At 37.4% G+C, this 19,516-nt stretch carries 22 protein-coding genes; 11 read left to right on the top strand and 11 right to left on the bottom strand.

Annotated features, from left to right (window positions below):
• Positions 1-15: 15 nt before the first annotated feature.
• The 3 genes from TOL5_RS13260 to TOL5_RS13250 all read left to right on the top strand — a co-directional run bounded on the left by TOL5_RS13260 (position 16) and on the right by TOL5_RS13250 (position 2,313).
• Positions 16-474 (top strand): hypothetical protein, encoded by a 459-nt coding sequence (locus tag TOL5_RS13260; RefSeq protein ID WP_151959925.1) that lies wholly within the window; start codon positions 16-18, stop codon positions 472-474.
• 428 nt (positions 475-902) lie between these two features.
• The gene (locus TOL5_RS13255; protein ID WP_373866493.1) at positions 903-1,619 is read left to right on the top strand and encodes an MFS transporter; all 717 of its coding nucleotides are present in this window, start codon (positions 903-905) and stop codon (positions 1,617-1,619) included.
• Positions 1,620-1,632: 13 nt separating this feature from the next.
• Entirely contained in the window at positions 1,633-2,313 is a 681-nt protein-coding gene (locus tag TOL5_RS13250) for a hypothetical protein (RefSeq protein ID WP_004831241.1), read from the top strand.
• Positions 2,314-2,405: 92 nt separating this feature from the next.
• Here TOL5_RS13250 and TOL5_RS13245 read toward each other — a convergent pair whose 3' ends face one another.
• Positions 2,406-3,257 (bottom strand): SDR family oxidoreductase, encoded by an 852-nt coding sequence (locus TOL5_RS13245; protein WP_151781099.1) that lies wholly within the window; start codon positions 3,255-3,257, stop codon positions 2,406-2,408.
• A 126-nt stretch (positions 3,258-3,383) separates the two neighbouring features.
• Here TOL5_RS13245 and TOL5_RS13240 point away from each other — a divergent pair, with 126 nt between their 5' ends.
• Positions 3,384-3,761 carry a winged helix-turn-helix transcriptional regulator gene (locus TOL5_RS13240; RefSeq protein WP_004831239.1) on the top strand — a complete coding sequence of 126 codons (378 nt, stop codon included), beginning with the start codon at positions 3,384-3,386 and terminating at the stop codon, positions 3,759-3,761.
• 61 nt (positions 3,762-3,822) lie between these two features.
• Here TOL5_RS13240 and TOL5_RS13235 read toward each other — a convergent pair whose 3' ends face one another.
• From TOL5_RS13235 to TOL5_RS13215, 5 genes are all read right to left on the bottom strand, one after another.
• Positions 3,823-4,452: a DUF2238 domain-containing protein gene (locus TOL5_RS13235; RefSeq protein ID WP_004831238.1), complete on the bottom strand. Its 630-nt coding sequence runs from the start codon at positions 4,450-4,452 to the stop codon at positions 3,823-3,825.
• Between the two features lie 103 nt (positions 4,453-4,555).
• Complete coding sequence (purB, locus tag TOL5_RS13230) at positions 4,556-5,944, bottom strand: adenylosuccinate lyase (protein ID WP_151781098.1); 1,389 nt, start codon at positions 5,942-5,944, stop codon at positions 4,556-4,558.
• Positions 5,945-6,064: 120 nt separating this feature from the next.
• The gene (hflD, locus tag TOL5_RS13225; RefSeq protein ID WP_004831235.1) at positions 6,065-6,796 is read right to left on the bottom strand and encodes a high frequency lysogenization protein HflD; all 732 of its coding nucleotides are present in this window, start codon (positions 6,794-6,796) and stop codon (positions 6,065-6,067) included.
• Positions 6,797-6,823: 27 nt separating this feature from the next.
• Positions 6,824-7,963, bottom strand: coding sequence for a tRNA 2-thiouridine(34) synthase MnmA (gene mnmA, locus TOL5_RS13220; RefSeq protein ID WP_151781097.1), 1,140 nt, complete (start codon positions 7,961-7,963; stop codon positions 6,824-6,826).
• 4 nt (positions 7,964-7,967) lie between these two features.
• Entirely contained in the window at positions 7,968-8,453 is a 486-nt protein-coding gene (locus TOL5_RS13215; protein ID WP_151781096.1) for an NUDIX hydrolase, read from the bottom strand.
• Positions 8,454-8,920: 467 nt separating this feature from the next.
• Between TOL5_RS13215 and TOL5_RS13210 the strand changes: the two genes are divergently transcribed.
• The 4 genes from TOL5_RS13210 to TOL5_RS13195 all read left to right on the top strand — a co-directional run bounded on the left by TOL5_RS13210 (position 8,921) and on the right by TOL5_RS13195 (position 11,673).
• Positions 8,921-9,676 carry a hypothetical protein gene (locus TOL5_RS13210; protein ID WP_151781095.1) on the top strand — a complete coding sequence of 252 codons (756 nt, stop codon included), beginning with the start codon at positions 8,921-8,923 and terminating at the stop codon, positions 9,674-9,676.
• Positions 9,677-9,688: 12 nt separating this feature from the next.
• Positions 9,689-10,735, top strand: coding sequence for a linear amide C-N hydrolase (locus TOL5_RS13205; protein ID WP_151781094.1), 1,047 nt, complete (start codon positions 9,689-9,691; stop codon positions 10,733-10,735).
• Between the two features lie 12 nt (positions 10,736-10,747).
• Complete coding sequence (locus TOL5_RS13200) at positions 10,748-11,230, top strand: hypothetical protein (protein WP_198114661.1); 483 nt, start codon at positions 10,748-10,750, stop codon at positions 11,228-11,230.
• 293 nt (positions 11,231-11,523) lie between these two features.
• Positions 11,524-11,673 carry a hypothetical protein gene (locus TOL5_RS13195; RefSeq protein WP_198114660.1) on the top strand — a complete coding sequence of 50 codons (150 nt, stop codon included), beginning with the start codon at positions 11,524-11,526 and terminating at the stop codon, positions 11,671-11,673.
• Positions 11,674-11,995: 322 nt separating this feature from the next.
• Here TOL5_RS13195 and TOL5_RS13190 read toward each other — a convergent pair whose 3' ends face one another.
• The 4 genes from TOL5_RS13190 to TOL5_RS13175 form a co-directional block, all read right to left on the bottom strand.
• The gene (locus TOL5_RS13190) at positions 11,996-12,544 is read right to left on the bottom strand and encodes a gamma carbonic anhydrase family protein (RefSeq protein WP_151781093.1); all 549 of its coding nucleotides are present in this window, start codon (positions 12,542-12,544) and stop codon (positions 11,996-11,998) included.
• Between the two features lie 134 nt (positions 12,545-12,678).
• The gene (dacC, locus tag TOL5_RS13185) at positions 12,679-13,827 is read right to left on the bottom strand and encodes a D-alanyl-D-alanine carboxypeptidase PBP5/6 (RefSeq protein ID WP_004831225.1); all 1,149 of its coding nucleotides are present in this window, start codon (positions 13,825-13,827) and stop codon (positions 12,679-12,681) included.
• Positions 13,828-13,967: 140 nt separating this feature from the next.
• Positions 13,968-14,363: an MCR_0457 family protein gene (locus tag TOL5_RS13180; protein WP_151781092.1), complete on the bottom strand. Its 396-nt coding sequence runs from the start codon at positions 14,361-14,363 to the stop codon at positions 13,968-13,970.
• 174 nt (positions 14,364-14,537) lie between these two features.
• On the bottom strand, positions 14,538-14,903 hold the full coding sequence (locus tag TOL5_RS13175) for an MCR_0457 family protein (RefSeq protein WP_042089920.1): 366 nt from the start codon (positions 14,901-14,903) through the stop codon (positions 14,538-14,540).
• A gap of 421 nt (positions 14,904-15,324) precedes the next feature.
• Between TOL5_RS13175 and surE the strand changes: the two genes are divergently transcribed.
• From surE to TOL5_RS13160, 3 genes are all read left to right on the top strand, one after another.
• Positions 15,325-16,110, top strand: coding sequence for a 5'/3'-nucleotidase SurE (surE, locus tag TOL5_RS13170; RefSeq protein ID WP_004831222.1), 786 nt, complete (start codon positions 15,325-15,327; stop codon positions 16,108-16,110).
• A 105-nt stretch (positions 16,111-16,215) separates the two neighbouring features.
• Positions 16,216-17,055 carry a peptidoglycan DD-metalloendopeptidase family protein gene (locus TOL5_RS13165; RefSeq protein ID WP_151781091.1) on the top strand — a complete coding sequence of 280 codons (840 nt, stop codon included), beginning with the start codon at positions 16,216-16,218 and terminating at the stop codon, positions 17,053-17,055.
• Between the two features lie 94 nt (positions 17,056-17,149).
• Positions 17,150-18,082 carry a LysR family transcriptional regulator gene (locus TOL5_RS13160; protein ID WP_004831219.1) on the top strand — a complete coding sequence of 311 codons (933 nt, stop codon included), beginning with the start codon at positions 17,150-17,152 and terminating at the stop codon, positions 18,080-18,082.
• Between the two features lie 120 nt (positions 18,083-18,202).
• Here TOL5_RS13160 and TOL5_RS13155 read toward each other — a convergent pair whose 3' ends face one another.
• Positions 18,203-19,414: an aspartate aminotransferase family protein gene (locus TOL5_RS13155; protein WP_009587226.1), complete on the bottom strand. Its 1,212-nt coding sequence runs from the start codon at positions 19,412-19,414 to the stop codon at positions 18,203-18,205.
• Positions 19,415-19,516 lie beyond the last annotated feature (102 nt).

Genomic DNA, 19,516 nt, shown 5'->3' with positions numbered 1-19,516 from the left:
TTAAAGGAAAATAATATGAAAAAGCTGATATTACTCAGCATGATATTGCTGTTAACTGAGGTGACTTATGCTAAGCCTTTAGAATTACGCCCCTTATTACAAGATCGCTTTGAGAAAAATTGCGCAATCCGACAACAATATGATTTTCATAATGATGATAATGAATTGACTGAACCCTTAAAGCGTCATACTACAAAATCAAGCTATGTCGATAAAAATGTTTATGATTCCAGTGTATATCAAGTCAAAAATGTCAATTATGCTGGTATACCGATACGCAAAATGGAATTTAGTTTTGGGCGGCTAGCGCAGCAATTTAATGAATATTTATATTTTGATCTCAGTTCAGAATCGGCTAAAAAGAAATTTAAAACACTCAAATTTAAACAAAATCATCAGAAAAGTCAGGTCAGCGTTGAATATAAGAAAAATCTTGCGATTGTTCAATGTTATTGGTTGCTTGAGCTAAACTAAGCATAAGAGAGGCAGATAAAAATGATTGTTTGTTTATTAAACGAACAAATTACTTCGACTTTTATACATAAAAAAGCATATTTATTCACATAAATATTTAAAATAAACCCTAGGGTCTGTGGACAATTCGTCTATGTTTGCGACGAGGTGTGTTTTTTAGGCGATTCTAGGCGCGAAATACGAAATTTAGTCATTCTAAATGAGTAGTTCGTAACGACGAAGCGACAAAAAACACGCTAGTCCCGACGGGTTGTGGTTAAAATTATCTCAGGCTACGTTATGAAACTTAAAAATAGTCTCGCTATTCTCTTCATTTCATGCCTTGCCTGCTCAATTTTAACCTACAACGCAAGCCATTTATGAAATGTTCACAGCCCCTAACTATTAGATAAAAAATTAAGGAATGGATTTTGCAGTTGAAGCAAATTATGGCAGGAATCGCCTTTATCTGTGTGGCTACACTTTGTGGAGTTATGCTTGCTATTTGGGTGTTTAAGTATTTTAGTATTTATATTCCTTTAGAAAATCAGGCTGTCCGTATTGATTTAAAAGAACCGCTACAAGCTAAAGTACAAATTCATGATGCCCTGAATGTTGATGTTAAAGGGAAAGTGAATGCTGAAATTCCAATCCATGAAAAATTGAATTTACCGATCACTCAGACTTTAACGCCCCATGTTTACTTTGATAATCAAGTACCAATCGAAACCAGTATTCCTGTGAATGAAGTGATTAAAATCAATCAGGATATGCCGATTGATACCAAAGTGAAAGTCACGGTTCTTGGAAAAGATATTACTTTACCTCTGAAAGGTACCATCCCGGTGAAGATGGATGTGCCCATTAACTTACAAGTTCCGTTGAATCAAAGCATACATTTAAAATTTGATGCACCTGTTAAAGTTTTACTTAAAGAAAATTTGCATATTCCATTAGACGCAACGCTTAAAACCAATATTCCGATTCAAGGTCACCTCAATGTACCAATCAAATCTGCATTGCAAGCCACGGTGGATGTTCAAAATACTTTGCCAGTAAAAATTGAGAAAGGGCAATTAAAAATACCGCTAAACAGTATAAAACTTTCACGTCAGACCGCTGGACAAGCTGAGCGTGAACATACTCAATCTGAAGCATTGAATTAGGTTGATCTGGAATATGTGGTTATTTAAATCGCTTAAAACGTTATTATTCAGTTTCCTCATTGTCGTATTATGTGTTGCAATCGGTGTCTGGTTATATTTAAACATTCAGACCTCAATGCAAGTTTCTGCTCAGCAGGCACAAATTCAATTGTCTGAATCTTTACCTACAAAAATTCATGTGGGTAACTATTTAGAAACTCATGCCAAAGGAGCTTTAGATACAACACTAGATATCAATCGCGAATTAACTTTACCTTTAAATGGCAAATATTTAGCCAATTTAAGTTTTGTGGTCACCACACCGATTGAGGTTGATTTAGACTATTCGACTCAAATCCAAATCGAAACAGTGATGCCATTAGAAACAACCACTGATTTGGTTTATCAAAATAAACTGCTACCTGAATTTCCTTTAAAACTGGACATTCCAATTAAACTTTCTGTACCTTTCAACATCAAGCGACATTATCAAGTACCGATCAAAATCATGTTTGATGGTCCAGTTTATTTGGAATTTAATGAGCTGATTAGTTTATATGTCAAACATCAGCTAAAACCGATGCTCAATATTAATGATCCGATGACCATGCAAAAAATTGCGACATTTGATGCAACTATGTACAACACCAAAAGACAATCATTCGCAGATTTACAGATGAATATTGATCTACCTGTACGTAATATTCATCCATAGCATTGTTTTGCCACGATATTTATTTACTTCAATATCGTGGCATTGGTTGTCTCGTGTTCAGGAGGTGCGAATAGATCGCAAACGCATAGATGCTAAAAAAGTGATTTCACTTGAGACTGAATATCGGTGGTTTTGCGACCAATCAATTGTTCTAAATCTTCACGAGTACTGAACATAGCACCATGTGCAGTTTGGACATCCGCATCGACAATTACACTGACTAATTCGCTTGGTAAGCCAGCCGTAGTGAGTGCTTGTGTATAGTCCTCAGCACTGATATTTTGGTATTGAACAGATTTGCCAGACGCTTGACCAATATAAGATGCCAAGTCGGAAAGTGTAAAACTGGTTGAGCCAGCAAGTTCATAGGTTTTGTTTTCATGACCTGTTGAACTCAGTACTTTAGCTGCTGCTTCAGCATAATCGAGTCGAGACGCTGAACTAATTTTGCCGTCTTGAGCGCTGCCATAAAGTGTGCCTGTTTCTGCGGTATGTTGCACATTGGCTAAGTAATTTTCGTTATACCAGTTGTTGCGTAACAGGGTATAGCTCAAACCGCTTGCTAAAATAAGCGCTTCAGTTTCACGATGTTCTTCTGCTAAACCCAATGGGCTATGCGTTGCATTGAGTAAGCTGGTATAGGCAATATATGGGACTTTGGCAATCACTGCTGCATCAATCACAGCTTTGTGCTGCGGTGTACGGCGTCCAATTTCATTGGCTGAAATGAGTAATAGTTTATCAATGCCCTGTAATGCAGGAACCAATGTGTCTGGTTGGTCATAATCAAATTGGCGAAGTTCGATACCGATTTGTTGAAGTGCTTGTGCTTTATCTAAGTTACGGACTAAAGCCACGATATTTTCTGCCGGGATGCGTTTCACTAAACTCTGAATGACCAATTGCCCAAGTTGACCTGTAGCACCTGTAATTGCGATTTTCATAAAGTTCACCTTTTGATTGATTTGGGTTGGATGTTTTTTAAACTTGATGCTATTATCATAGTTACTAAACTTACCAAATGTAAGTACATACCGAAAAGTAAGCTAATTACTGTGTGGAGAGAATTCATGAGCATCTATGCTTCAAGTCATTTAATTGGTCAAGTTTTATCCAGTGAATGTCCATCTAGAGAAATATTGGAGCATTTAACCAGTAAGTGGTCTGTGTTAGTTCTGCGGTGTTTAAGTGATGGTGTGCAACGATTTAGTGAGTTGCGCAACCGTATTGAAGGTATTAGTGAAAAAATGCTGGCACAAACTTTACGGGTATTGGAACAAGATGGATTTATTTTACGTACGGTTTATCCAGAAGTTCCGCCAAAGGTTGAGTATCAATTGACGATTTTAGGTGCACAAGCCGCTGAAAAAATAAGTTATGTGATTGGTTGGATCGAGAGAAGCTTGCCAGATATTTTGGCAAATAAAGAAAATCTAAATAAATCTTAGATTAACTGATATTCACCAAACCGTTAACATTTGGTGAATATATGCAGTCTTAAAAGTGATCTTAATTTTGTTTGTTGGTTTTTAGACTTAGCAATCCTGTAATAATTGCACCGATTGTTGCTAAGAACATGTCTTTATGTGCATCCCAAACATCGCCTTGTTGCCCATTATAGTTTTCAGCTTCTTCTGGGGATAAACCAATTGCCAACCACCATTCAATCCATTCATAAAATAAGCTGGTTGCCATGACAAATTGAATCACCAGAATGAATAAAACGCTTGGTTTTAAATTTGGTAGCCAGACTTGGAAAAGGCGATAGAAAAATGGGTAGAGAAACAAGCCATAAAAAAAATGTACAAAGCGATCAAACATATTGCGTGACCATCCCATGGCTTGGTTAAGGTCAAAGTGTAAATATTGGATTGACCAATCATTATACGGTACATAGGAATACAGATAATGAGCAGCGATGACATGAATGATCAGAAATAAGATATAGAGTAGAAATGAGGAAAAACTCAGTCCAATTTTCTTTAAACAGAAGAATAAAGCAACCAACATCAGCACCGTACCAATTTGATGCAACATGTAGGACGGATATTCTAATGGATTGATACTTGCCAAAATAATGGCAATTGCTAGAACTGCCAGTACTAGCCAATGTTTTGGGGTTAAAGAGTGGTAGATCATTATATTGTTTTCTAAAAATTATTAATGCGCATTGTAATCAAAATGCAAAAAAATGCGAAGCTTTAGCTTCGCATTTTTATGACTAAAAAAAGGATTACAAATCTTAGATTTTAGCGATGAGATCTTTAATTTGCTTCGCTTGATCAGCAGCATTACCAGTATAAGTTGCTGGGGTCATTTCAGCTAAACGCGCACGGTCAGCAGCAGGTACAGCTTCAAGCTCATTACCATTGACAAAGTTGACCATCATATCGCGTGTCATTGCTTGACCACGCGTCAATGCTTTTAATTTTTCATAAGGTTTTTCAACTGCATAACGACGCATAACTGTTTGAATTGGTTCAGCCAATACTTCTTGAGCATGATCAAGATCTTCATTTAAACGAGCAGCATTTAATTCAAGTTTACCAATACCTTTTAAGCATGCTTCAAATGCGATTAAGCTTTGTGCTAAACCAACACCCATGTTACGCAGCACTGTAGAGTCAGTAAGGTCACGCTGCCAGCGAGAAATAGGAAGTTTTTCACCCAAATGCGCCAATACCGCATTTGCAATGCCTAAGTTACCTTCAGAGTTTTCAAAATCAATCGGGTTTACTTTGTGTGGCATAGTCGAAGAACCAACTTCACCTTCTTTCAAACGTTGTTTGAAGAAACCGAGTGAGATATAACCCCATACGTCACGGTTAAAGTCGATCAAAATTGTGTTGAAGCGACGTAAAGCATCAAATAATTCAGCAATATAATCGTGAGGTTCGATTTGGGTTGTATATGGGTTGAATGTTAAGCCTAATGACTCAACAAAAGTTTGAGCATGTGCAGGCCAGTTGATTTCAGGATATGCAGAGTAATGTGCATTGTAGTTACCTACAGCACCGTTAATTTTACCGAGCAATTCAACTTGATTAAATTGTTTGATCTGACGCGCTAAACGATATGCGACATTCGCCATTTCTTTACCCAAAGTTGTTGGGCTGGCTGTTTGACCATGGGTACGCGACAACATCGGTTGTTCAGCGTGTTTCTCAGCCAAATCTACGATTGAATCAACAATTTGTTGCATTGAAGCCACTAAAACATCACGACCATTTTTTAGCATTAATGCATGAGAAAGGTTGTTGATGTCTTCTGATGTACATGCAAAGTGAATGAATTCGCCCGCATTTTTAAGTTCATCAATATGTGCAATTTTTTCTTTAAGGAAGTATTCAACTGCTTTTACATCATGGTTGGTTGTGCGCTCGATTTCTTTAATGCGATTTGCATCTTGTTCAGAAAATTGTGCCACAATTGCGTCTAAAGCATTGTTTGTTTCAGTTGAGAAAGCAGGCACTTCGGTGATTTCAGGACGGTTTGCAAGCGCTTGCAACCAACGCACTTCAACAGTCACACGAGCATGGATTAAACCAAACTCAGAGAGGAAAGGGCGCAAAGCATCACATTTACTTGCATAGCGTCCATCTAATGGAGAAAGTGCGGTTAAAGCGTTCATAAAGATTCCTTAAACTTTGGAATATAGGTCATATTTATATTTTACAAATACTCAATGTTAAAACCATCTATAAAATATCAACATGACCCTGTGTAAAACCGAAACTCGATCAATATCAAATTACACAACCTGATATTGTAATCGAGCAAGATCCTGAATATCTTGAAGAAGTTTACGTTTGCTAAAGATCATATTCCATGAACTACCACCTAATTGACGCCATAGGTGAGCCATCTGTAAACCTGTAAATAAACTTGCGCGAATACGATTGGTGTGTGCAGTATCTTTAAATGCTTCTGCATTACCCCGCACCAAAATTCTTGGATTAATTTGACCAGCAGTGTCGACATATGCTTGTGCTAAGTTGGCAATAATACTCGGGTGTAAGTAGTTATTATCGAAGAAGGACAACTGTTTTAAAATTTTTTGCTGAGATTGATGAATAATTTCTACGAATTTTGGGTTGCTATAGACTTTTTTTTCTAATGCTAACAATGACATTGCATATGACATTGGCAGTTTTGCACTGGCTAACTTGGGAATTCTGGATTTGGGTGAGGTGGAAAAGGGCTGAGTGATGCTGCTTTCTAATGCCTTTAAACCTAAAGAGATATCAGCCAATTGATTAAAAAAATCTAAGGTTTGACCAGACTGATTGTCTGAAGGGCGTATATTGAGACTGGCTTTAATTAATTGTTCAAAATAAAAATTGCCACTTTCCCCGATGCTTTGACGACCAGTCATAGCCGTCATATGGGTCAGCTGTGTTGCTTGAAACACAGCCGCTAACGCCAAAGCTCGATTTTGGCGTTGATTCAAAGTCTGAGGCTGTTGAAAGGGCAACTCAACCATGCCTAAATTCCTTTAAATAATGTTTAATCATGACTCGATAAAGTCTGGTTTTGGTGCATTGGTATGATGAATCACCCCACCACCTAGACAAACTTCATCAACATAAAAAACAACACTTTGTCCCGGGGTAACGGCACGTTGTGGTTCATCAAATTCGACACGTACACCACTTGGTGTATTGCTGTCTTTATAAATTGTACATGCTTGATCTGGTTGACGGTATCGAGTTTTTGCCGTGCATCGGAAACCTAATTCAGAAATCTCTTGCTCACCAGCAACCCAGTCAATCGCTTCTGACCATAAAATCGTGCTTTGCATCAATGGATGTTCATGACCTTGACCAACCACCAAACGATTGCCTTCAAGGTCCTTATGTAGAACAAACCAAGCGCCTTCTTCGGCACCTTTTAATCCACCAAGACCAATACCGCCTCGTTGACCGAGCGTATAGTACATTAAGCCGTGATGATCACCAACCTCTTTTCCAGAATCTAAAACAATTTTTCCCGGTTGTGCAGGTAAATATTGTTTTAAGAAGTCATTAAAACGACGTTCACCAATGAAACAAATACCTGTTGAATCTTTTTTCTTTGCAGTTGCCAAACCAAGTTCTTCAGCAATCTTGCGGACTTGAGGCTTTTCAATCTCACCCACAGGGAACAATGTTTTATTGATTTCACGACCATGAACAGCATGCAGGAAATAAGTTTGGTCTTTATTATTATCTACACCACGGAGTAAAGGTGCATATTGATCGCCTTTACTGTTGGTCGCTGTTTCTCCACGACGACAATAATGTCCAGTCGCAATAAAATCAGCGCCTAAGCTTACAGCGTGGTCGAGGAAGGCACGAAATTTAATTTCTTTATTGCATAAAATATCTGGATTCGGGGTACGACCAGCAGCATATTCCGCTAAAAAGTGTTCAAAAACACGATCCCAATATTCCATGGCAAAGTTGGCAGTATGTAATTTGATGCCAATTTTGTCACAGACCGCTTGTGCATCAGCAAGATCTTCCATAGCTGTGCAGTATTCCGTACCATCATCTTCTTCCCAATTTTTCATGAAAAGACCTTCAACTTGATATCCTTGTTGAAGTAAAAGCGCAGCAGAAACAGATGAATCTACACCACCAGACATACCGACGATGACACGTTGTTGCATAGGATTAGGCATCCAAGTTTGAAATTAAAGGAGAGTTTTGGTGCTCATAGATGAGCGAAAGTGGGTATTTTTGCCCAGATAATGCGTCTTGTACAGCTTTAATCACAAGAGGGCTTCTGGCACGTGCAGAATCAAGTAATTCTTCAAGGCTCATCCATTGCGGACCAACAATTCCAGTATCAAGTTGAGCATCAGGGAAGTATTCTGTGACATGAGCTAAGAAGCAGAATCTAAAATAAGTACGATCTGGAAACATGGGCGGAGTGTAGGTATAGATGCCAACTAGAGAATCAACTTCAATCGCATATCCTGTTTCTTCCATTGTTTCACGTATAGCAGCTTGAATAATGGTTTCATCGCGCTCTACATGTCCAGCAGGCTGGTTAAAAACAGTATGACTAACACCTTCTGTATGTTCTTCTACAAACAGGAATTTTCCATCGTTTTCAACAACAGTTGCGACAGTTACATGTGGAGACCAAGAGCTCATAATCAGCACCATGGGAGATAAAGCATTATTCTACAAAATTTTCAGCTTGGTGGCTATGTTCAAGGCTTTTTCTTTGAGCAATGGGATAAAGTATATCACCCCAATTGGACGAATCAATTGATGGGTAATGTATGACTTTTTTCAATATAAGCACCGAGATGAGCTGAACATTGAATGTCATCAAGAGTATTGTTTAATTTTATAAATTCACTGTAAAAATTAATTAAAAAGTTATTTTATTTTTAGGGAGTTATAGTTGGTAAAAAATATTTTTCATGAGTTTTTTATTGTAAGTCGTTAATTTATATTTTTATTTTAAAGTATTGTCAGTGGGAATAAACTAAATTTTATTCGATTATTTATTTTTTAATACTTAATTCCCTTGATTTTTTATGTGATTAAGGTTCATATTTAAGCGCAATGCTTATTAAAACACATGATAAAAAATATCTATAAAGAGGGTATTGATGAAAACAAACAAATACTTATTTTTTTTGATCGGTTTGCTTTTAAATCAAGCAACACTCGCTGACACTTTCTCAGATACATTTCAAGGACCTGTAAAACTTAATCTTAATCTCTATGTATTTACTGCTGATGTGGATGGGAATATCCAAAAGGGTAAAATAAAATACGATATCGATCAGCCATTTAAAGAAACAGTCAAGGCGCTTGATCAATCCTTTATGGGACATGTGGATTTGAGTAAAGGCAACTGGGGGCTTTATGCAGATCATCAGTATGTTAAAACATCTCAGGAAAAAAGCGCAATCAATATCCCCATCGCATTGAGCACTAAGCTCAATCAAAGTAGTTATGAGGTGTATTATCAAGCCTATGTCTCAACCGAAACAACATCGCAGCAACAGGCAAAGTTTATTGTAGAACCTACACTTGGTTTACATCGAACTCAGGCTGAAGCAACACTTGGAGCGTTTAATCAAACACTGGCAGCAGATGCAAAGTGGACAGAGTTTTTTTGGGGATCACGATTTAAATACAATTTTGACTCGCCTTGGAATTTAGCAGCAGAATTCACAGTTGGCACTGAAAACACCACTGTTGCACATGCATATCTAGGTTATCGGATTCCTGTTTTTCATCGAAATTTCAATTTACGCGCAGGCTATCGTTACTTTGAACAAGATCATAAATCGAATAATTTTCACTGGGATGTTCGTCAGCAAGGTCCTGTAATAGGGATCAATCTACCAATTTTCTAAGAGGGTTTAATCATGAATAAGGCAATAAAAAAAGTGTTGTTTGCAGCAGGGCTTTTGGTCGCTGTTGAGGTGGCAACTGCATGTACTCGTGTTGTGTATCTTGGCAATAATGATGTGATGACAGCACGTTCGATGGATTGGAAAAGCGATGTTGGAACAAATCTATGGATTTTACCGAATAATGTTAAACGCACAGGAATGGCTGGACCAAAGTCAATTCAGTGGACATCGAAATATGGCAGTGTTGTGGCTACTGGGTATGATATTTCTACAACTGATGGCGTTAATGAAAAAGGGTTGGTGGCAAATTTGCTGTGGTTGGTGGAGTCGGAATATCCAGATGTAAAAAACAATAAAAAACCACCGCTCAGTATTTCACTATGGGCGCAGTATGTATTGGATAACTACGCAACAGTTAATGAAGCGATACAAGCCTTAGAAAAAGAGCCATTCATGATTGTCACAGATCAAGTGCCAGGAGAGAAACGTTTAGCAACGCTACATTTATCTATTTCTGATTCGACTGGTGACAGCGCCATTATAGAATATATTGGCGGTAAGCAAGTCATTCATCATAATCGTCAATATCAAGTCATGACGAACTCTCCTACCTTTGATCAACAGCTTGCATTGAATACTTACTGGAAACAGATTGGTGGAACAACGATGTTACCAGGGACAAATCGTGCTGCAGATCGATTTGCAAGAGCATCGTTTTATATCAATGCCATCCCTAAAAATGCCTCTCCGGAACATTCATTAGCCAGCGTATTTAGTGTGATCCGTAATACCTCAGTTCCTTTTGGACTCAATACTGAAGAGGAGCCGAATATTTCGTCTACACGCTGGCGAACCGTTGTAGATCATAAACGAGGACTATATTTCTTTGAATCTGCTGTATCACCTAATGTTTTTTGGGTAGACTTAAAGGAGATTGATTTTAAAGATGGTCAAACCAGAAAGCTTGAGTTGGGTGCTGACCAAGCGAAAGTGTATGCAGGTAAGGCTAATTCTTCTTTTAAGGTCGCTCAACCATTCCAATTTCTGGGCATCCAATAGGATATAAAAAACATGATGAAGAAACTTTGGTACATTCCTTTGAGTGCATTGCTTATCGCAGGATGTGCTTCAAATCCTAATAATGCGAATTCAAATGTGGGTACTCAAGGCTTATTAATCTGTCAGCCAAGTGAAATTTGCCCGATTGTGACAGTGGCATGGAACGAAGCACATAAAGACATTCTAAAAGTTAAACTGAGTTTAAACAGCGCATACACCAAATATAATATTGAAAAAGTTGTATTTAGTGATGGGGTGAAAAGTCATTCATTTAATGTGATTGGACCTACTGAAATTGATTTTGCATTTAAAGCCAATCGTTCACGTAACAGTGTTTTAGTTCCTGTGAATATGATGGTTGATTTCAGAGGCTCAGGAAATGTCTTTATGGAAATTCATACAGATCAGGGTGTAATTAAACGTTATATCGTGAAAGATAATGTGAAAGCGCCTGTGTTTGAAGAGTTAAGTAAATACTATAAAGTGAATGAATAAGCACTTTATATTGATCAAATTGGGTTTTAATTTCACTTGATTTAGCTGAAATTAAAACCCATTTAGTTTGATCTTTACAAATTTGAAACTTGTAATAAATTAAAATTTTTTAAAACCGATTATGAGTTGGTGGAAATGCTTTTTCACATAAAAATATCAAAGAATTTCCTGCTTTTGGAAAAATGAAATATCTAAAGTATTGGCTTGGTGAATTGGAAAACGAAGTATTTTTAGCGCAAGTAGAGCTTATAGTTAGGGCAAAATAAGGTATTTTACACATACAAACACAAACTATGATTGGCTTTTTAGAGAATCAACTTAGCTTAAAACAAAGCGCTTTAAGGGATATGGATAATCTTTTTAAAGATGCTGGGATTTATTTATCTGAACATCAGATTTGGGATGATTTAAATCTTGAACAAATTGAAGTCACAGATGAATAGTATGATCTTATTTCGAATAAGATTTCTATCTTTCTCATTTTTAGTTCTCGGTCTCTAAGCGATTTTTGTCCAGTAATAGAGGTCATTGATGGGCACTTTAGCCAAGTGTTTTCAGGAACTTAAAAGAGCATTTAGAAAATAGAACTTATTTATACTCAACTTAACATTACTGTGATCATTGTGATAACCCATCCAACTGTGAATATTATTTTCATTTTGAAATCTTTTAAATAGACGCCTAGAGCAATCATACTCACTCAATTAAATTTCAAATTTTGCTTTATTAAAAATATAAATCTTTTAATAAAGCATGAGGCTTGGTTTAGTTTTGATTCAATTCATCAATATAATTGTTCGCTACTTTCACATAATGCCTTGCAGAATAAGGTAAAAATTCTTTTTCTTTGTCTGTTAATGGGCGCACTTTTTGTACAGGACTGCCTACATATAAATAGCCGCTTTCTAAGCGTTTACGTGGTGGAACCAATGAGCCTGCACCAATCATTACGTCATCTTCGATGATCACATCATCCAGCACAATACTGTTGATTCCAACAAGAACTCGATTGCCTATTTGACAGCCATGTAAGGTTACATGATGTCCAATAGTGACATCTTCACCAATGATCAATGGAGAGCCATTTGGTTTTGCATCATTTTTATGGCTGACGTGTAGCATGCAATGGTCTTGCACATTGGAATTTCGACCAATTTTAATGCGGTTAACATCACCACGAATTACAGCAAAAGGCCATACCGAAACATTTTCAGCTAAACTGACTTCACCGATTATCACAGATAAATCATCAATGTAGCAGGTCGAGTCAATTTTAGGATGATGTTGTAAATACGTACGAATATTCTTTTTCATGTTGGCGTCCTTATCAAAGCTTAAAACTTAAAAACCGTCATCACAGTATAAAATAAAAAGGCATCCTAATCTTCGATCAGGATGCCTGTGCTTTAGTCTAATCAGTAAAGTTGAATTAGACTTTCACAAATAAATTAAAATAAGTTGCTAAAGAACATTTTGATGTGATCAATCAATCGAGAGAAGAAACCTGCTTCTTCCACTGCTTTTAATGCTACTAAAGGTTTTTCAGCAATAACTTTGCCATCCAATGTTGCCGTAAGTTTACCGACAACCTGACCTTGTTTTAATGGTGCATTCAAGTTTGGTTGAACTGTGACTTGTGTTTTGATCGCATTTGCCTGACCTTTTGGCATAGTCACATTGAAGTTTTCAGCTAAACCAATTTGTACATCATTTTCTTTACCAAAATAAACTTTAGCTTTAGCAAGAACTTGATTTGCAGGATGAACACTCACAGTTTCAAAGTTTGAATATCCCCAAGAAAGCAGTGAGCGTGTTTGATTGGCACGCTCATTCATTGATGGGGCACCAAAAATAACAGAAATCAAACGCATTGGACCACGTTTAGAAGAAGTGGTTAAACAGAAACCAGCTTCATTGGTGTGACCTGTTTTTAAACCATCCACACTTGGGTCGGTATAAAGTAAGGCATTGCGGTTACCTTGTTTGATACCATTAAAGGTAAATTCTTTTTCAGAATAAATTGGGTAGTATTTTGAGCTGTCATGAATGATATGTTTGGCTAAAACAGCCATATCTTTTGCAGTGGAGTAATGACCGTCAGCAGGCATACCTGTTGCATTGATGAAGTGAGTATTGGTCATGCCGACACGTTTAGCTTCTTGGTTCATGACATAAGCAAATGAACCTTCATTGCCAGAAATGTGTTCAGCCATCGCTTTGGAAGCATCATTACCCGATTGGATAATAATACCGCGTAACATTTCTAAAACTGTTGCAGTACCATTGAGCGGAACATACATACAAGATTCAGTGCTACTTCCTCGACACCAAGCGGACTCATTCATGCGAACTTTTTCATTTTCAGTCAGTTCACCTTTGAGGAGTTTTTGCTCAATGATGTAACTGGTCATCATTTTGGTCATCGAAGCAGGTGCTAGTTTTTCATTTTCATTCTTCGAAGCAAGAATTTGACCTGTCTCATAGTCCATTAAGACGTAAGATTTATTATTTAATTCTGGCGGAGTTGTTAAGACGGTTGCTGCATAAGAAAATGAAGGTAAAAGTAATAATGCAGCAATGGCGCTTTTTGGGGTCATTCTAGGTCGTTCCAATCGTTATATGAGCACAAACAGGCTAGCATTTTAGGACAAAGCAAAGCCGACTTCTATACAGAAAGTCGGCTTATTTCTTACTTATTGTAACTATTTCATTATTTGTCTAATAAATTGCACCACGATTATGCACCGTAGCGACTAATGTCGTTACAAATCGCAGTATTTTCAGTATCTCCAGCTTTCTTGGCATCAGCTTTGGCTTCTTTCAAAGCACGTTGAAAATCCTTTTGTTTGGCTAAAGTTTTTAAAGTTTCTTTCGGGTTCTTGTCATTTGGCATGTAATCTTTCAATAAGTGATTGAAACCTTTTTCAAATGCAGCATCAGTTTTAATCAAGCTCGGGCAAATATCAGAAAGTACATAAATTGCGGCAAGTTCTTCTTTAGAGACTTGTTGTTGTGTGACTTCAATATTCTGTTCATGCGAAGCTGCGTCTTTAGGTGCTGCAAAAGCATGAGTCATAAATAAACCACTGGCTGAAACAAGGCTTAATGTAAGCATTTTTAAAGTCATACGCATGATGGACCTAATCAATTATTTCTCTTAACAAGAGGCATAGAGTAAACGTAAAAACAGTCAAAAATATAGATAAAATGTATTGATGTTGTAGATTTATTTGAATTTTTCGCAAAAGAATATTTTAAAAAGATGTTAAAAAAATGCTTTTAACATCTCTTATCCTCATTTTTATTTTTAGTGCTTGAGTTCAAGTACATCATTACAGACAGCTTTGTGTTCGGCTTGGTCTACTTCTTTGGCATTTGCTTGTGCTTCTTTAAAAACTGATTGATATTCAGGATCTTGTTTAAGTTGATCTAAAGTCGTTGTTTTAGATAAATCTTTCAATAAAGTTTGAGTTAATGTATCAATCTTACTTTGGAATGTAGCATTATTTCCAATCAGTGACGGGCAGACTTCAGCAAGTACCTGTGTAGCTGCAATATCTTCTTTGGCTAAGAGATCAGCCTCTTGAGTGGTTAAGCCTTCTGCAAATGCAGTGTGTGTGCAAAGTGTGATGAATGCAATAGAAATTGTACGAGTAAGAGAACGTGTAATCATCTTTTTAGTCACAAATTTAATTTAAAGTTGAGTGATTAACTATATATAATTGCTGAATAAATTTGTATTAAATTACTCAACAGTCATGACATAATTTATGTGAAATAGGGTGGTAATTGATTAAAGGGTATCAAGATAACCTTTAGAAGATGTATATGAATAAGTTGATAACCTGAATGTGGCGAGACTTGATATTTTTAAAATGAACTGATTGAGAAATTAATTGCTTTAAGTGAGAGCGTCAAATGACTTGGTCTATAATTTCAAGAAGGATTTCTTTTTAACAACAGATTTGTAGGAATGGAGACTTTAAGTCATAAGCATTGAGTGTTATACAATTTAGTGTATGTTTTAAAATGAATTGATACATTGTTAGATAAAGAAATCATGAATCAATACTGTTATTAAGAGAAGTTTTTGAGTGAATATTTTAATTGCCAATGACGATGGTGTATTTGCACCAGGTATCCAAGCTTTAGCAAAAGCATTAAGACCGCTAGGACGTGTTGTAATTGTTGCACCTGAAAGTGAACGTAGCGGTTATTCTAGCGCCTTAACCTTAGATCGACCATTACGTCCGATCCAAGTTGCTCCAGATATGTGGGCAGTCAATGGCACTCCTGCTGATTGTGTTTATTTATCAATGAATGGTTTATTTGATTTTGAGTTTGATTTGGTGGTCAGTGGTATCAACAGCGGAGCGAATCTAGGAGATGACGTACTTTATTCTGGAACAGTAGGTGCTGCATTTGAGGGGCGTTTGATGACGTTACCTGCAATCGCGGTGTCATTAGCAGGTAGCAATGTTCGGGCTTATGAGCGTGCTGATGATTATGCACAAGCAGCACAGTGGGTTTACACATTTATTGCTCAAGGACTACCACAGCTACCACCGCGACATATTTTAAATATTAATATCCCAGATGTTGCTGAAATTCAGGGCGCTCAGATTACCTATCAAGGGCGACGGGTACAGTCAAAACCAATCACCAGTCAGGTTGATCCGCGTGGTCGTCAAGTGTATTGGATTGGGTTGGCAGGCGAGGCGGTTACAGACCCTAAAAAGAACTTACAGCATATCCAGTCAGATTTTTTTGCTATCGCCAATGGTTTTGTCAGTATCACACCGATTCAAATGGATGCGACCAACTATGGAATCTTGGAAACTTTACAATCTCAGCTCTCACATAGTCATTTTGATGTGTGAGTGTTATAAGTTTGTGAAAAAGCACTGCGAAACAGTGAAATAAGTGTGTTTTTTGCTAATCTTAAGCAAATATTTTTAAATTTAAGATTGTAGAGAGGGAAATCAATGCTTTTGGCTCGATCAAAGCTTTATATTCAAATGCCTAAGCGATGGGTAAAAATCATTTTATCCTCAGTTGCCATTACTTCTACAATACTTGTTACTGGTTGTGCATCGAAGCCACAGATTAATAATCCAACACGTTATGCAGTTGCACCAGACTATTATACTGTACGTTCGGGTGATACGCTTAGCGGCATCGCTATGCGTTACGGTTTGAGTTATTTAAGTGTGGCTGAAATGAATGATATTGCTGCGCCATATCGAATTTATGTTGGACAGTCATTGCGTTTGAAAAAGGGTGGGGCGAATGCTAACCGTTCAACAACCAAAGCTTTGACAAACAATGAGCCACAAATTCAACGCCAAACCATTAAGTTGCCGACGCAGCAAACGACAACATCACCGTCTGTAACAACAAAAGTACCGTCTGTCACAACAGTGCCAGCTCAAACAACAACGACAGTACAATCTACTCGTTTAAGATGGGTTAAACCGTCTACAGGACCTGTGATTGCAAGTTATAATCTTGCGAATAATATTAAGGGATTGCGTTTTGGTGGAAATCAAGGCGATCCTATCTTTGCTGCAGCAGATGGACAGGTAGTTTATGCTGCAGATGGATTGAAAGAATATGGTAACCTTGTCTTGGTGAAACATATTGATGGTTACATTACTGCATATGCACATAATAGTAAAATGTTGGTAAAAAGTGGTCAAAATGTGACCGCAGGACAGAAGATTGCAGAGATGGGATCTTCTGGTGCGACAAGCACAATGCTGGAATTCCAAGTGCGTTTGGACGGAAAACCTATCAATCCTGCAAATATTTTACCAATAAATTAAATATTTTAATGCAAAATGTAATTTTCTTCGTATAATACAATGAGTTGCTTTAAATAAAAAATGTGAAGCAGCTCATAATTTCAGAGGGAAATTTATGTTAGATCAACTTCGAGCAATGGGTGTCTTTGCTTGTGTTGTTGAAAAAAGCTCTTTTAGTGGTGCCGCGCGTGATCTTGGCATTACAACTAGTGCGGTTAGTCAGCAAATTAGATCTTTAGAACAAGAGATGGAAGTTACACTTCTACATCGTTCTACACGAAAGCTGAGTCTAACTGAAGCTGGTCAAGCTTTTTTCCACAGCTGTCAAGAAATGCTCGCTGCGGCTGAGCGTGGAAAAATCCGTATTAATGAGTTGCGAGACGATTTAGTCGGTGATTTGCGCATAGCGACCACCCCGGAAATAGGTGCCACACATGTTGTGCCTGCATTATCACATTGGATGTCTGCGCATCGTGGTTTGATGGTTCATTTTGAAGCGGATAACCAATATATCGATTTAATCGAGGAACGCATAGATATTGCAATTCGTATGTCTTCTAAAATGGAAGATGCGAATAATTTAAGTTGTACGCCACTTGCGAGAGTAGATCAAATCTTAGTCGCATCGCCAAGCTACTTAAATCAGACTGTGCCCATTTCACGACCTGAAGATTTACAGAATCATGATTTGATTCCTGTGAATATTATGAAAAATTATCAACATTTTTCATTTCAGCATAGTGCAACAGGTGAAGTTGTAAATTTAGAAATGAAGCATCGTCTTCAAACAAATAACGTATTTGTTGCAAAATCATTGTGCCAACACGGACATGGGATTGCACGTATTCTTTATTTAGATGTACAAAAAGAATTGATGAACGGTACTTTGGTTGAAGTGCTTCCTGAATGGAAACTACCAACTTTCACGCTAAGTGCAGTTACTTTAAAGCGTGAACAGCAACCGATGAAAATTCACCGCTGTTTGGATGCTTTAAAACAATATTTTAGCCAGTTACCTGGTGGCAGAATTTTCCAAGAAGCTTCTTAAAAGCCCAAGTTCTAATAAGTTTGAATAAAAAAGCCGCTTTAAAGCGGCTTTTCTATATTTGAAATTTGGATTTAAGGAGATCATAAACTTAATCTCCTTAAATGATATTTAAAAACAGTCTTATCCAAGAAATTTCTGAATTGCAGGAACTAAGCGTTGTAGGAGGTCATCAGCTTGTTGGCGATTCATATTTAATGCAGGTAATAAGCGAACTACATTGCCAGAAGTCACATTGATAATTAAATGATGTTCATCACGGGCAATATTCACCAATTCACCACAGTCTTTTGGAAGTTCAATCCCAATCATCATACCGAAACCACGGACAATCACATTTTGTGCTGCAAGCTGAATGCGGAACTGATCCACCAAATAAGTGCCAATTTCATTCACATTGGACATGATATTTTCTTTTTGGATTAAATCAATCACGGTATACACAATACGTGAACCTAAATGTGTACCACTATAAGTCGAACCATGATTTCCAGCAGTCAAAACACCAACCCCACGACCTTGAGTCATTACTGCACCAATCGGGAAGCCATTGCCTAGACCTTTTGCCGTAGTTAAAACATCAGGAACAATATTGGTGTGTTGATAAGCAAAATATTGACCAGTACGACCATTACCAGTCTGCACTTCATCTAACATCATTAACCAATTGTGTTGGTTACAAATAGCACGAATATCTTCAAGATAACTAAAGCCTTGAGGGGCAGTATTTACACCACCTTCGCCTTGAATCGGTTCAACCAGAATTGCCACAATATCAGGATGATTAATTGCTGCTTCTTCAATCGCTTCTACATCTCCAAAAGGTACACGAATGAAACCATCAACCAAAGGTGCAAAACCTTCTTGTACTTTCTTATTGCCTGTTGCAGAGAGTGTGGCAAGTGTACGACCATGGAATGAATGATCTGCTACAATAATTTTAGGATTGGCGATGCCTTGTAAGTGACCAAATTTGCGCGCAATTTTAATTGCACCTTCATTGGATTCAGCACCACTATTTGAGAAAAAGATTTCTTCCATACCTGAAACTTCAGCCAGCTTTTGTGCAGCTGCTGTTTGCCAAGGGACTTCATAAATATTACTGGTATGGATAAGTGTTGCAGCTTGTTCAGCGATTGCCTCAGCCAATACAGGATGTGCATGACCAAGACCACAGACAGCGATACCTGTTAATGCATCAAGATATTCAGTTCCATCCTCAGTATAAAGATAAGAACCTCGCCCTCGAACAAAGCTGATCGGTTGACGGCTGAATACAGGCATCAAATGTGAAGGTTGATCAGTTTGTACCGGAGCAAGGGTAATGTTGTTCATGACTAACTCTTATCTGTTAGGAGGGAAAAGAAAGGATTATCTAACCAAAATATGCGGAAGATTTAAAGCCTAAATGTAAATAAAATTGGAAATAATCGTCTA

Source organism: Acinetobacter sp. Tol 5 (assembly GCF_019702905.1).
GTDB classification, from domain to species: domain Bacteria; phylum Pseudomonadota; class Gammaproteobacteria; order Pseudomonadales; family Moraxellaceae; genus Acinetobacter; species Acinetobacter bereziniae.
The sequence above is the reverse complement of the archived record's forward strand: the minus strand, read 5'-3'. Positions and strand labels throughout refer to the sequence as shown.

Coding starts and splice junctions, on each gene's coding strand:
- TOL5_RS13245 (WP_151781099.1), bottom strand. CDS start 3,257: ATGAAAATCGCAATTACAGGTGCTACAGGTCAACTTGGGCAATTGGTC.
- TOL5_RS13260 (WP_151959925.1), top strand. CDS start 16: ATGAAAAAGCTGATATTACTCAGCATGATATTGCTGTTAACTGAGGTG.
- TOL5_RS13255 (WP_373866493.1), top strand. CDS start 903: ATGGCAGGAATCGCCTTTATCTGTGTGGCTACACTTTGTGGAGTTATG.
- TOL5_RS13200 (WP_198114661.1), top strand. CDS start 10,748: ATGATGAAGAAACTTTGGTACATTCCTTTGAGTGCATTGCTTATCGCA.
- TOL5_RS13215 (WP_151781096.1), bottom strand. CDS start 8,453: ATGAGCTCTTGGTCTCCACATGTAACTGTCGCAACTGTTGTTGAAAAC.
- purB (WP_151781098.1), bottom strand. CDS start 5,944: ATGAACGCTTTAACCGCACTTTCTCCATTAGATGGACGCTATGCAAGT.
- TOL5_RS13175 (WP_042089920.1), bottom strand. CDS start 14,903: ATGATTACACGTTCTCTTACTCGTACAATTTCTATTGCATTCATCACA.
- TOL5_RS13155 (WP_009587226.1), bottom strand. CDS start 19,414: ATGAACAACATTACCCTTGCTCCGGTACAAACTGATCAACCTTCACAT.
- TOL5_RS13210 (WP_151781095.1), top strand. CDS start 8,921: ATGAAAACAAACAAATACTTATTTTTTTTGATCGGTTTGCTTTTAAAT.
- dacC (WP_004831225.1), bottom strand. CDS start 13,827: ATGACCCCAAAAAGCGCCATTGCTGCATTATTACTTTTACCTTCATTT.
- TOL5_RS13250 (WP_004831241.1), top strand. CDS start 1,633: ATGTGGTTATTTAAATCGCTTAAAACGTTATTATTCAGTTTCCTCATT.
- TOL5_RS13190 (WP_151781093.1), bottom strand. CDS start 12,544: ATGAAAAAGAATATTCGTACGTATTTACAACATCATCCTAAAATTGAC.
- TOL5_RS13195 (WP_198114660.1), top strand. CDS start 11,524: ATGATTGGCTTTTTAGAGAATCAACTTAGCTTAAAACAAAGCGCTTTA.
- TOL5_RS13160 (WP_004831219.1), top strand. CDS start 17,150: ATGTTAGATCAACTTCGAGCAATGGGTGTCTTTGCTTGTGTTGTTGAA.
- TOL5_RS13180 (WP_151781092.1), bottom strand. CDS start 14,363: ATGCGTATGACTTTAAAAATGCTTACATTAAGCCTTGTTTCAGCCAGT.
- TOL5_RS13165 (WP_151781091.1), top strand. CDS start 16,216: ATGCTTTTGGCTCGATCAAAGCTTTATATTCAAATGCCTAAGCGATGG.
- TOL5_RS13240 (WP_004831239.1), top strand. CDS start 3,384: ATGAGCATCTATGCTTCAAGTCATTTAATTGGTCAAGTTTTATCCAGT.
- mnmA (WP_151781097.1), bottom strand. CDS start 7,963: ATGCAACAACGTGTCATCGTCGGTATGTCTGGTGGTGTAGATTCATCT.
- TOL5_RS13205 (WP_151781094.1), top strand. CDS start 9,689: ATGAATAAGGCAATAAAAAAAGTGTTGTTTGCAGCAGGGCTTTTGGTC.
- hflD (WP_004831235.1), bottom strand. CDS start 6,796: ATGGTTGAGTTGCCCTTTCAACAGCCTCAGACTTTGAATCAACGCCAA.
- TOL5_RS13235 (WP_004831238.1), bottom strand. CDS start 4,452: ATGATCTACCACTCTTTAACCCCAAAACATTGGCTAGTACTGGCAGTT.